The following is an 11,877-nucleotide window of genomic DNA, read 5'->3' on the forward strand; positions in this document are numbered from 1 at the left end:
TGATGATGAGTGCTGCCGCCGTGCTCAACGGGATCGACGCGGCGATCGTGCGCTTGCTGGTCGACGTCCATCCCTTCGTCATCGGCTTTTTCCGCGCCCTTTTCGGGCTGCTGTTCGTGGCGCCGATGATCGTGCGCCGCCCCGCGATACTGGCGTCGGGCTATCGCGCGACCCATGCGGTCCGCGCGGCGCTCAAGCTTGGCGGTCTGTTGTGCTTTTTCGTGGCGTTTACGCTCGCGCCCCTCGCCGATGTCACGGCCATCATCTTCCTCAGCCCGATCCTTCTGGCTATCGGCGCCTGGCTGTTTCTGGGCGAAAAGCTGGGGCCGATGCGGGTTCTGGCCATAGCGGCGGGCTTTTCGGGTGCGCTCATCATCATCAATCCGGGCGGATCGGGCGCGCTCGAACCGGCCCTGCTGCTGGCGCTCGCCGGGTCGGCGCTGATGGCGCTGGCGCAACTGGTCCTCAAGAAAATGTCGCAGCGCGACAGCGCCGATACGCTGGTCGCATGGAATCTTATCCTTACCGTGCCGCTGGCCCTGATACCGGCGATGTTCATGTGGACGACGCCAGGCTGGCCGGCCTTCTTCCTGCTTGTGGTTCAGGGGATGTGCGGGGCGCTCAACATGGCGCTGGTGACCCGCGCCTTCAGCTACGCGGACGCCTCCTTCCTCGCGCCCTTCGACTTCATCCGCCTGCCCGCCGTCGCGCTGATCGCCTTCCTGCTGTTCGGGCAGGTCGCGGGCCTTTCCACCTGGATCGGCGCGGGCATCATCTTCGCAGCGACACTCATCGCTTCCCGAAACAAAACCCCGACGAGAATGGACTGAAAGAAGAAATCCGTTAATCGGCAGCCATGCTTTAGGTACAAATTGTTACCCATGTCTCCGGGCCGCACAATTGAGTTTATGGCGGAGGGGACGGGACTGACATCGAACCTTCTCTGGAATACCGTGGCAGCGTAGCCGAAGGGGGGTGATGGACCTCTGGTCGTACAAGCGGTGGCGGCCCAAGCAAGAGCGATAAACGGACGAAACTTGCGGAGCGAGACGGTTTCCAAACACCTGCAGCGACAGGTATAGATCGTTGGATCTGATCGACTGCAACCGAAGACTACGCGCAAATGAAAATGCTCTTCTTGGCGGCGCTAATCATATTAGGGTGCATTGTTGCCGGGCTACTCCTTTGGCGCTGGTCGGACCACCGAGCCGACCGTCGGATTGGAGCATCACTGGCTGCGACTCAACCGGAAAATCCGGCGCAGTTCGATCCGGAGATGGTCGCCAACCTGCCCGATCCCGCACGGCGGTACTTCTCGTTCACCATCACGCCGGGCACGCCGCTCTATGCGGTGGCGGAGATCGAAATGACCGGCAGGTTCAGCCTCGGGACCAAGGAGTCGCCGAACTACATGGCGATGCGAGCTCATCAAGTTCTGGCCGCGCCCGAGGGCTTCGTGTGGAGCATGTCTGCCAGGAACGGGCTGATGCGCATCTCCGGCTCTGATGCCGCAGCGGACGGGGTGAGCTGGACGCGGTTCTGGCTCATGGGCCTAGTCCCGGTGGCCCGCATAAGCGGGACAGTCGATCACCGGCGGTCAGCGTTTGGGCGCTACGTGGCCGAAGCAGTTTTCTGGACGCCTGCCGCCTTGTTACCCAGACCCGGGGTGGTATGGGAGGATCTCGACGAAAACACCGCCCGTGTTACCGTCACTCATGACGGAATGCAGCAGTCAGTCGACGTGACGGTGGATACCGATGGTCGTCCCGTCACTGTCGTCTTTTCGCGCTGGAGCGATGCCAATCCTGAGAAGACTTTCAAGATCCAACCGTTCGGCGGCATTCTATCTGAGTTCCGGGATTTCGATGGCTTTCGCCTGCCCACCCATGTCGAGGCAGGCAATCAGTTTGGCACCGACGCGTATTTCCCGTTCTTTATCGCGGACGTCACGGAAATCACGTTTCCCTCGAATTTGGCCCCGAGCCGATGACGGCGCTCCTAATGATGCTTCAGATCGCGTTGCCGGTGCTGCTGTTCGGTTGGATGGCCGCATTTCCACCCTCTGGCGTCTTGGCATATATGGTGCAGCCGCAGCCACTGCCTCGGTCCTCCTTGCCCTCGGCCTCGTCGCGCCTTGGGTGATGCCGCCGTGGTAATGTCATGACTGTATGGCCTCGCCTTCGCTGCGATCATCGTGTGACAAGTGACCAAGGCGCCGTTTTTGTTGCTGAACCTCGTGGCTAATGCGAAAGCAGGATCGGCAGACGTGTGTCTGCGAAGACCCCCTGGGTTGCGCCGCCGAGTACGAAGTCGCGAACGCGCGAGTGGCCGAAGCCGCCCATCACTAACAAGCCGGAGCCCGATTCCAGCGCCGCTTCCTGAAGTGCCTCTGCGATCTTTCGACCGCCGAGAGCCACGTTTTGGGCTCGCGCGCTATATCCACGTAACTCCAGCGAAGACGCCAAAGCTTCAGCGATGTCCTGCCCGGCAAGTGCCTTCTCACCTTGAACGGTGAGGACCGTGAGCTGCGTATCATCCCCCAGGAATGGCATCACATCGGCGAGGGCACGGGCGGCGACCCGACTTCCATCCCATGCCACTGCCACGCGCTTGAGCGGCTCCGACTTGACAGAGGGAGGGATCAAAATGGCCGGGCGGCCTGCGCCAAAGATGACCGATTGAGCGTGATCGCGACCCGTGACGCTGCCCTTGGCAAGCGGGAGCAGCGTCAGATCATAATACCGCGCCTCGACTGCTGCCGCGTCACCCTCGGCGCCAGCGTGTACTTTCCGCGTTGAGCAATGCGATTTGACGCGTGAGCCTGCCCGGTCAGCCACCAATTTGTGCAGGCGGCCACAATGGTTCCGGCTGGTTTCTTCCGCCGTCCGGATCATCTCCGGAATGTTGATTAGAAGCCCGCCTATTGGCGTGGAAACGCTCGGTATGTCCGCCGAGAAGGTCGTCGCGCGAACCTCACACCCAAGCGCTGCCGCCACTTCAACGGCGGCTTCGATAGCGTCATCGGAAACGGGTTCTGGGTAGGTGATGAGCGGCAGGTAGGCAACTCGAATAATCGGCATCGATGTCTTTCCTCTCTCTATGTCTTACCGGCCCTTCACCGGCGCGAGCTTAACTGTCTGCAGCCATAGGTCGAGTGCGGTCAAGAACATCCAAGCCAGGAAAATGCCGATTGTGATCCGCTCGTAAAAACCCATGGCAGGCCAGCCTTGCGCCGCGGCCATGGCCGCCAGCAGGCCAGAAACGAAAACGGCTGCCAACGCCGCCAGGGTCAAAAAGGACCAAGTTTGCCTATCTGGGCGACTCCGCCAACCCATCCCAAAAAGAAGCATCGCCGCCATGGTGCCAACGGACAAGAATCCGGCAGTCACCAGATGCAGGATTCCTGCCGCTGTTGCGGTCTCGCCTATCGGGTCCATCGGAAAGGGAGTGGAAGCAAGACCCAGCACGCCTGTCAGGCCGACGGTCAGGCTACCCCAGCGGAACAAGCGGCCCCAGTGGCGCGTGCGGAAGAGCAGACCGACAGCGAACAGGACGACGAGCACGTTGTAGACAACGAAGCCCGGTTCCAGTTGGCGACGCCGTGAAGCGCCGGTTGCTGTCAATTCGCTGATCGCCTGGTCGACGTGACTGTAGTTGGGCGTCAGCACCCCGCCCAAAAGCACCGTGGCAGCATAGACTAGGGGTGCAGCCATGCCGGCCAGCAGCAGATACTTCGCTGGGAACGTCGGGTCGGCGTGCAAGTCCTTCAGTTTATCGATGTCCCTGTTGTCTAGTCGCCGGAGCTAACGATCATCGGGCCATACCCGTCAGGTCTCGGCCCAGAGCGTTCGAGATATCCTCGGCGGAGTCAAAGAGCAGTTGCAGCGCGTAGTGCGGATTGTGAACGTGAATCCCAGCGTCCGATCCCACAAATTTCCAGTTGTAGGCTGCTTTCAACAACCGTGGCGTCCAGCTTGCATACGGGACCGGGGCGCCTTCCCTTTGGTCCGGCAAGCCGTCGCCGTTGTGGTCGGCAAAAAAGTAGGGATGACGATTTCCGTCGTAGACCATCGCCGTTCCAGCTATCTCTCGCGCGTACTCGGCCAGCAAAGCGAACAGTCGCTCCCTGTTGGCGACGATGTCGGCGAAGATGCCCTGCTCAAGATTGCCGCTGCCGTCGAAACTCTGGCGGGAAATGCGGATTGCACGTGAATCGCCCGATTCATGGCAGGTGGCGCACGTCTCCTCCGCCACGGTCAGGTTATGCGGTTCATGGCACCCCACACAGGTAGAAACCGGGCGGGCGTGGAAGAACCGCTGCTGGTAGTCCTTCCCCGGATACTGGTATCCCAAAGCGCCGGAACCCCCTAGAAGGCTCGCTGCGGCTACCGCGTAGTGTGGGTTGATGAAGGACAGCTCTGGATTGACCTCGTCTTCGGAGCTTTCCGCCACTGCACGTTCAATCGTTGCGGTCGACGCTCGGCCCTGGTGGCAAGTCATGCATGCGGCTTCAGCACCCACGACGGGATGCTGAGTGCCGGAAGGGAGCCGGATCTCGGTTACGCTCGGAAGGCCTGGATGGTGGCATGTGTCGCAGTCCACCACCCCGCCGACGGGTATAGGACTCTGCGGCAGTCCCGGAGTGCTGCCATCGAACCCGTACAATGAGCGAAACCCCGCTCCAGAGTGACAGGTGGAGCAAACCGGCGGGATTTCGCCAGCATCGTTCCAGTGCGCGAACGATTCAGAATGGATGTTTGCGTGCCCGGATCGCGCCCACTGCGTGATCTCTTCGATGTTGGGGGTGCGCTCCGGCGACTGACCAATTGCCGAGGCAACCACGAATATGGCGGAAATACTGCCCAAAAGCAGAATTGATCTGAGTTGCATGAGCGGCTTCCTCGCACGGGTGGAAGGATAAAAAGTTCTCTGGTAGTCCTTGTAATGTCAAGCGTAAGGGCATTGCCGACTCAATCAAGCCACGGAGGGACCCGCCATACTAGGTCTGACGCAACGCGGCCTCTCCGTGCATGCGGGTTCGCCGCCCCTCTCGACAGGGATGCCAGAAAAGATCCTCACATCCGAAGCCGGGGTGAGCCTGGCCCCGTGGATGGAATTCAGGGTGGAGCCGCTGGCCGAGGTCGGCAGCCTGGTTGCGCAGGGCGCGCCAATCCTGAGGGATCGCCGACGGCCCGAATGCATCGTCACGGCTCCCATCGCGGGCCGGGTTGCAGAACTTGAGACTGGTGCGGGGCGCCGCCTGACGAGCCTCATCGTTCAGGCGGAAGGTCCATGCGACCGGCACCAGTATGATACCCGCTTAGCACTCGGCGAGCTTGAAGGCGGAAGCGGAACAACGGCGCTGCGTCAGCTGCTTCAGAGTTCCGGACTCTGGATGCGACTGCGGGCACGACCTTTCGGCAAAGTGCCGGAAGCATCAACGGTTCCTGCCGCGATTGTTGTGATGGCAGTCGATACCCGTCCCCTGGCGCCGGACCCGCGCCATGCGATCGGCGAGGAAAACACAGCACGACTCAATCTCGGGTTACGCGCGCTCTCAAGCCTCTGCGACGGGCCGATATTCTTCTGTCAGGACCGAGGGCCGGATATCCCTGACGCGCACGGTAGATTGAAGATAGTTCGCATCGGCGAGTTGCACCCCGAGGGTCTTGCGGGCCTCCAGATCCACCGGCTGTTCCCTGCGCGTCTCAGCCGACAGGTCTGGGACATTTCCATGGAGGATGTCGTTGCCATCGGACAACTGCTGTCCGAGGGCCGGCTGCCTGAAACGCAAGTAGTGTCCGTTGCGGGGCCGGGACTGCGCGAGGCGAGGCTCGTCCGCTGCCCTCCCGGAGCAGATCTGCGCGAACTCTGCTACGCCTTCATGTCACCCGGTCCGCGCATTATCCTCTCCGGCTCGGTTCTGGATGGGCGGGAGTCGCGTTGGCTCGGTTTCCACGATCGGCAGGTTACGGTGCTCGAGCGTCGCGAGCCAACACCGCGACACTGGCTGGATGCCGCCCTGCGCCGCGCATCGCGCCCCGAACCGGTCATTGCCACGGCCGCCGTCGAGCAGGCTTTGGGGGGCGCTATGCCGGGGATGGCACTTTTGCGGGCGCTCTCTGTCGGGGACGACGAGGCCGCAGTCGACCTTGATGTCCTTTCGCTGGTCGAAGAAGACCTGGCGCTCGTTGACTACGTCACCGCGGCCTCGCCGCGCTTCTCGGATCTGTTGCGCGCTGCTCTGAACCGCATTGAGGCGAACGCATGATCCGGGGCATCTGGACTCGCGAGACCGTGGCCATGGTTTTCCTGGCTGCAGTGCTGCCAGTCGCGGTGTCGTGGATCTGGGACGAAGGGGTCTTGGGCACCGGTCGCCTCGTGTTCGTCCTTGTCCTGGCCGGGCTATGGCAGGCGCTGTTTACCTTTTTCCGCGCCCAGCCCCCGAGCGCGGCCGGAGCTGTATCCGCATTTGCCATCGCCGTTCTGGCACCTGAGGTGGGGCCGCTTCAGTTCGCGATAGGAGTCAGTTTCGGTTTCGTCTTCGGCGAACTGGTCTTTGGCGGCTGGGGGCGGAGTGTCCTCAGCCCCGCGGTGGTGACCATCATGTTCCTCGGCTTCGGCTTTCCCGTGGCGGATTGGCCTCACCTGCCGGTTCAGATCGGCTGGGCCACGATCCCGGCGGCGGCAATTCTCTTGTTCTTCGGCGTGCTGCCCTGGCGCGTCCTGGTTGGCGCACTTGTGGTGCTCATCGCTGCGGGCGGATTCAACTTCGACCTGCTGACCAGTGCCGTTGCATTTGTTCTGGTTTTCCTCGTCTGCGATCCGGCGGTCAGTGCGTCGACGCCGCTTGGGCGTTGGCTCTATGGAGCCCTCTTTGGTGCATTGACCGCACTCTTCGCCGCATTTTGGGAGACCGCGCCCGTGCAGATTGCTGTTTCGGCAGCACTCCTGGTTTCGCTCGCAGCACCTTTACTGGATGAAATGGCCATCGCCCTCTGGCAGGCTGTTCGGAGATATCGTCATGGCTGAGTTCAACCCGATCAAGCTGTGGCGAGGGATCCTGTCGCTGCCCAATGAAAGCCGAACCAAGACCATCGCCGTTGCCTTCATCGTTTCGATTGTGTGCGCGCTGCTGGTTACGGGTGCAACGGTGGTGCTGCGGCCCATCCAGGCGCAGAACCGCGCGCTTGAACAGCAGACTCGACTTGAGGCGCTGCTGGCAGAAATTCCGGGGCTATCGGCGATATTGGCAACGTCCGACGAGATGACGTTATCGACAGTCGTGGTGGATCTTCGGCGCGCCGAGGCTGCACAGGATGTCACACCCGAGACGTTGGCAAACGCCCTGACGAATTCCGTCAACTGGACACAGCTGTCGCCGCAGGAGGATATCGCCAATCTCGGGAGCCGCGCCGACTTAAAGCAGATTTACCTGCTCCGTGGCCCAGAGGATCAAGTGGAACTGGTAATCCTGCCGATCAGCGGGACGGGTTATGGCGGCCCCATAGAGGCGATGATTGCCATCGATACCGATATGAACACCGTTGCGGGGCTCGCGGTGATGTCGCACAACGAGACTCCCGGGCTGGGAGCGCGGATCGATGAACCCGCCTGGCGGCAGCAGTTTGCGGGCAAGCGCATCAAGGACGACACCGGAACACCTCAGTTGGCTGTTGCGCGCGGCGTAGCGACGACCGAATTCGAGGTCGACGCCATTACCGGCGCGACGCGAACCAACACCGCCATGACGCAAATGCTGGCATTCTGGCTCGGGCCAAACGGGTACGGCCCGCTTCTCGATGCCATACGACGGGGAGAATTCTGATGCGGCTCTGGGGAACCCTTACCGACCCAATCCTGCGACAGAACCCGGTCACGCTGCAGATCCTTGGCATCTGTTCGGCACTTGCGGTGACGACCACGCTCGCAGCTGCGATCACCATGTCAGCAGCACTGACTGCGGTCATCGTGGCCGCCGCAGGGATCATCAGCCTCATCCGGCGGCATCTGCCTTCCTCCATCCGCCTCATCGTTCAGATCATCATCGTCGCCTCGCTCGTCATCGTCGTGGATCAGTTTCTGCAGGCGTTCTTCTTCGAGATGAGCCAACGGCTCTCCGTCTTTGTCAGTCTGATCGCCACAAATTGCGTTGTTCTGGGACGCACCGAGTCCTTCTCGCTTCACAATCCACCCGTTCCCGCCATGACCGACGCGCTGGGTAACGGCCTTGGCTATTCACTGGTCCTCGTGATCATCGGCAGCGTGCGCGAGCTGTTCGGCCAGGGCACTCTCCTGGGCACTGAAGTCTTTCGCACCACCGAACAGGGCGGCTGGTTCGAGCCGCTGAGCCTGATGCTTCTTGCACCGAGTGCGTTCTTCCTGCTCGGCGGCCTGGTCTGGGCAATCCGCAGCTGGCGGGTGGAGCAGGTGGAGGTCTCCGAGCACGCGCTGGCCCCTGCCGAGGAGACGCGGGGATGAGCGATCTCGGGGCGCTCTTCATACGCTCGGCGTTTATCGAGAACATGCCCCTGACACTGTTTCTAGGGCTGTGCACCTTTCTGGCGCTGTCCCGCAGACCAGGAACGGCAGTTGGGCTCGGCGTAGCGGTAATCGCGGTCATGGGGGTGACTGTGCCGCTCAATCATTTGCTCTACACGTATCTGCTCGCCCCGGGCGCGTGGACGTGGGCCGGTTTTCCCGATCTCGACCTCAGCTATTTGCGCCTTCTGACCTTTATCGGCGTGGTCTCAGCGGCGGTGCAGCTGGTCGAGATGGTCCTCGACCGGTCCTTTCCCGCCCTTTTTGCCACGTTCGGCGTCTTTCTCTCCCTGCTCGCAGTCCACTGCGCAATTCTCGGCGGAAGCCTGTTCATGGCCGACCGCAGCTACAATCTCGCCGAGAGTACCGTTTTTGGCATTGGGGCCGGCACAGGTTTTGCCGTGGCGGTGATCCTGCTGTCCGCAATCCGGCGGCGACTGGCATATGCGGATATGCCGGCGGGACTTCAGGGACTAGGCATTGCCTTTATCCTGACGGGCATGATGTCGCTCGGTTTCGCCACCTTTGCCCAGGTGGCGGTACCATGATTGAGATCACTCTTGGCAGCGCACTGATCGTCCTCCTCATTTTAGGACTTGCCTTGGGTCTTCTCGCAGCGCGGTCGCGACTGGTGCCAGACATCGCTCTGAAGGTGATCGTGAATGAGGGGCAGGCAATCACAGCCAAGCGGGGCGCGAAGCTCCTCGAGGTCCTGCATGGCGCCGACATTCCCATTCCCGCAGCCTGCGGCGGCAGCGGAACCTGCGGGCAATGCCGCGTCACCGTCACCGGTGACGGCGCCGGCGAGTTGCGATCGACCGAGCGCGGTCTACTGTCAGCGAAGGAGCGTCGCGAGAATGTGCGGCTGGCGTGTCAGCTCAACCTGCGCGGCACGGTAGATGTTTCCGTGCCACCTGAGATCATGTCGGCAGAGGGCTTCACATGCCGGGTCATCAGCAACCGCATGCTCGCTCCACTGATCCGCGAGTTGGTGCTGAAGATCCCGGAAGGGCGCGACCTGACCTTTCGAGCGGGCGGTTTCATGCTGCTGACCGCGCCTCCCTATGAACGCGACTTCTCGCAGCTCGAGATCGATGCGGAGCACGAGCTGACCTGGCGCATTTCGGGTTGGTCGGGGCTGAGATCAGGTACCACAGAGCGCACGTCACGCGCTTACTCGTTCGCGGGGCGACCGGAGGATCGTGGCCACCTGGTTCACAATATCCGCCTGGCAGTTCCGCCTGCAGGGCGCGAAGCGGAGATCCCGCCGGGCATCGTCTCGTCGTACCTCTTCGGGCTGAAACCAGACGACAGCATCGACGTGTCCGGCCCGTATGGGGAATTCCACGTCCAGCCGACTCAACGCGAGATGGTCTTCGTCGGCGGCGGTGTCGGTATGGCACCGCTTCGCGCTATGATCCATGAGCAACTTGCCCACGGCACAAGCCGCAAGATGTCGTATTTTTACGGTGCTCGGTCGGTGGCCGATCTTTTCTATGTTGAGGAATTCGAGGCACTAGCTGCGCAGCACGAGAACTTCGACTGGACGGTGGCCCTTTCAGACCCCGCGCCAGGCGACCGTTGGCGGGGCGCGACCGGCTTTATTCACGAGGTCTTGCGGAAGGCCATGAGCGACCATCCGGCGCCCGACGAATGTGAATACTATCTCTGCGGACCACCGGTGATGATCTCTGCCGTGCTCTCCACGCTCGACGATCTGGGCGTGGAGCCGCAATCTATCTTCAACGACGATTTCGGGAGCTGAGGACATGAACAAGATCCATCTCACCCGGCGTCAGGTCATCGCAGGCGGCCTTGCAGCGGCAACGGTACTTGCCCATCCGGCGCTCGCCCGCTCCGCATCTCCGACTTTGGCAATCGGCGGACCGGCCTTCGGCACCTCCTGGAAGGCCACGTTGAGTGCCGCGGCCAACGCGGGCGTGCTCCAGACCGCCCTGCAGGAGACGCTTGCTCGGATCGACCGGCTGATGTCGCCATGGCGCCGCGACAGCGCCATCACAGCGTTCAATGAGAGGCGAAGCCAGGATTGGCAGCCGATCGACAGCGAAATCGCTACGGTCGTTCGGTCGGCGTTGTCAGTTCGGGGCGCCAGCGAGCGAGCATTCGACATCGCCGTCGGACCGCATGTAGGACGCTGGGGCTTCGGTCCAATGGCGGCAGCAGAGGTTCCCCAAGACGCTGAGATTCTGGCTTCGAATGCTGCCCTTTGCAAGTCCCACCCTGAAGTGACCATCGACCTCTGTGGAATTGCCAAGGGTTATGCGCTTGACCAGTTGGTGAGCATGCTCCGTGAACACGGCGAGGAGAATTTTGTCGTCGACCTGGGCGGCGAAGTCGCTGCGCTTGGACATCATCCGAGCGGTCGTTCATGGCAGATTGCGGTGGAGGATCCCCGCCATGGCCATTTCGGTTCGGCCGAAATCGTTGCCCTCGCTGGGCGGGCAATCGCTACGTCGGGCGACAAGGTCAACGGCTATACGCTTGGCGGAAGGCGCTACAGCCACATTATCGATCCGTCCACGGACGAGCCCGTAGAGGGGGCCGCTGCATCGGTCTCCGTCATCGCCGGCAACGCCATGCTGGCCGACGGATGGGCAACTGCGCTCGTGTCCGCGGGCGTCAAAGGCCCTGCACTGGCTCAGCGGAATGGCCTGGACGCGCTTTTCCTTTTCAACGAGGAGGCGAGCCTTCGACGCGTAGCGGTGGGTCGCTTCGACGAGCACTTGGCCTGAGGAGGAACGCACATGGAGCTTGTTATCGCGCCACTGATCGTCATTCTGGCAACAGGCGGTCTGGCCCTGGGACTGATGGTTCGGGGCCGCGTGCTTCAGACCTCCTGCGGCGGGTTAGCCTGCCTACCTGACGATGCCCGTTGTGCGGGATGCCCGAAGCGGACTCAGCAGGTGCACGGCGATGACTGACGTTATCGCCAGCGTCATGCGAACGGATTATCTGACGCTCGACACCGAAATGCCGATCCGTCAGGCCGCCGGCCTGCTGCACGCGAACGGCCAGGAAGCAGCACCGGTCGTGGACGCTGCAGGAACCCTCGTCGGAATTCTGACGCAAAAGGACTGCTTCCGCCCCGCCATGATGGCGAGCTACTACCGGCAGTGGCGGGGCACCGTGGGCGACCAAATGAGTAGTCCCGTCAAGATCATCGAAGCTGACTCGGACATCGTTGCCGCCGCCGAGATGTTTCTTTCCGAGCCGCACCGAGCCTTTCCGGTGCTTCGATCGGGACAGATTATCGGCTTGTTGCGCCGCGAGGATGTCTTGGGGCGGCTACTTGAACTAGGTTGAGGTTGAGCCCGA

At 62.0% G+C, this 11,877-nt stretch carries 13 protein-coding genes; 10 read left to right on the top strand and 3 right to left on the bottom strand.

Features of this window, described 5'->3' with window-relative positions; all coding sequences use genetic code 11:
• The first annotated feature begins 2 nt into the window (after window positions 1-2).
• Together DQG18_RS06870 and DQG18_RS06875 are read left to right on the top strand one after the other, a co-directional pair.
• Complete coding sequence (locus DQG18_RS06870) at window positions 3-830, top strand: DMT family transporter (protein ID WP_116653512.1); 828 nt, start codon at window positions 3-5, stop codon at window positions 828-830.
• A gap of 293 nt (window positions 831-1,123) precedes the next feature.
• Entirely contained in the window at window positions 1,124-1,990 is an 867-nt protein-coding gene (locus tag DQG18_RS06875) for a DUF6544 family protein (protein WP_116653513.1), read from the top strand.
• A 250-nt stretch (window positions 1,991-2,240) separates the two neighbouring features.
• Here the strand turns inward: DQG18_RS06875 and DQG18_RS06880 are convergent, their stop codons facing one another.
• Genes DQG18_RS06880 through DQG18_RS06890 form a run of 3 tightly spaced genes read right to left on the bottom strand, consistent with a single transcriptional unit; the run spans window position 2,241 to window position 4,890 of the window.
• A complete protein-coding gene (locus tag DQG18_RS06880) occupies window positions 2,241-3,080 on the bottom strand; it encodes a universal stress protein (protein ID WP_116653514.1) in 840 nt (279 codons plus the stop codon).
• A gap of 24 nt (window positions 3,081-3,104) precedes the next feature.
• Window positions 3,105-3,761, bottom strand: a complete 657-nt coding sequence (locus DQG18_RS06885; RefSeq protein WP_116653515.1) for a DUF998 domain-containing protein — start codon at window positions 3,759-3,761, stop codon at window positions 3,105-3,107.
• Between the two features lie 49 nt (window positions 3,762-3,810).
• Entirely contained in the window at window positions 3,811-4,890 is a 1,080-nt protein-coding gene (locus tag DQG18_RS06890; protein ID WP_116653516.1) for a cytochrome C, read from the bottom strand.
• 169 nt (window positions 4,891-5,059) lie between these two features.
• On the opposite strand from DQG18_RS06890, the gene DQG18_RS06895 reads away from it, so the two are divergent.
• The 8 genes from DQG18_RS06895 (at window position 5,060) to DQG18_RS06930 (ending at window position 11,865) form a co-directional block, all read left to right on the top strand.
• Window positions 5,060-6,271 (top strand): Na(+)-translocating NADH-quinone reductase subunit A, encoded by a 1,212-nt coding sequence (locus tag DQG18_RS06895; RefSeq protein ID WP_245958393.1) that lies wholly within the window; start codon window positions 5,060-5,062, stop codon window positions 6,269-6,271.
• Window positions 6,268-7,032: an RnfABCDGE type electron transport complex subunit D gene (locus DQG18_RS06900; RefSeq protein ID WP_116653518.1), complete on the top strand. Its 765-nt coding sequence runs from the start codon at window positions 6,268-6,270 to the stop codon at window positions 7,030-7,032. Before DQG18_RS06895 ends, DQG18_RS06900 begins: the two co-directional genes overlap by 4 nt.
• A complete protein-coding gene (nqrC, locus tag DQG18_RS06905; RefSeq protein WP_116653519.1) occupies window positions 7,025-7,828 on the top strand; it encodes an NADH:ubiquinone reductase (Na(+)-transporting) subunit C in 804 nt (267 codons plus the stop codon). The genes DQG18_RS06900 and nqrC overlap by 8 nt, the downstream gene beginning before the upstream one ends.
• Window positions 7,828-8,481 (top strand): NADH:ubiquinone reductase (Na(+)-transporting) subunit D, encoded by a 654-nt coding sequence (locus DQG18_RS06910; protein ID WP_116653520.1) that lies wholly within the window; start codon window positions 7,828-7,830, stop codon window positions 8,479-8,481. Before nqrC ends, DQG18_RS06910 begins: the two co-directional genes overlap by 1 nt.
• Window positions 8,478-9,089, top strand: a complete 612-nt coding sequence (nqrE, locus tag DQG18_RS06915; RefSeq protein WP_116653521.1) for an NADH:ubiquinone reductase (Na(+)-transporting) subunit E — start codon at window positions 8,478-8,480, stop codon at window positions 9,087-9,089. Before DQG18_RS06910 ends, nqrE begins: the two co-directional genes overlap by 4 nt.
• On the top strand, window positions 9,086-10,306 hold the full coding sequence (nqrF, locus tag DQG18_RS06920) for an NADH:ubiquinone reductase (Na(+)-transporting) subunit F (RefSeq protein WP_116653522.1): 1,221 nt from the start codon (window positions 9,086-9,088) through the stop codon (window positions 10,304-10,306). Before nqrE ends, nqrF begins: the two co-directional genes overlap by 4 nt.
• A gap of 4 nt (window positions 10,307-10,310) precedes the next feature.
• Entirely contained in the window at window positions 10,311-11,294 is a 984-nt protein-coding gene (locus DQG18_RS06925) for an FAD:protein FMN transferase (protein WP_116653523.1), read from the top strand.
• Between the two features lie 181 nt (window positions 11,295-11,475).
• Window positions 11,476-11,865, top strand: a complete 390-nt coding sequence (locus tag DQG18_RS06930; RefSeq protein ID WP_116653524.1) for a CBS domain-containing protein — start codon at window positions 11,476-11,478, stop codon at window positions 11,863-11,865.
• Window positions 11,866-11,877: the final 12 nt, after the last annotated feature.

Source organism: Pelagibacterium sediminicola (genome assembly GCF_003390885.1).
Taxonomy (GTDB): domain Bacteria; phylum Pseudomonadota; class Alphaproteobacteria; order Rhizobiales; family Devosiaceae; genus Pelagibacterium; species Pelagibacterium sediminicola.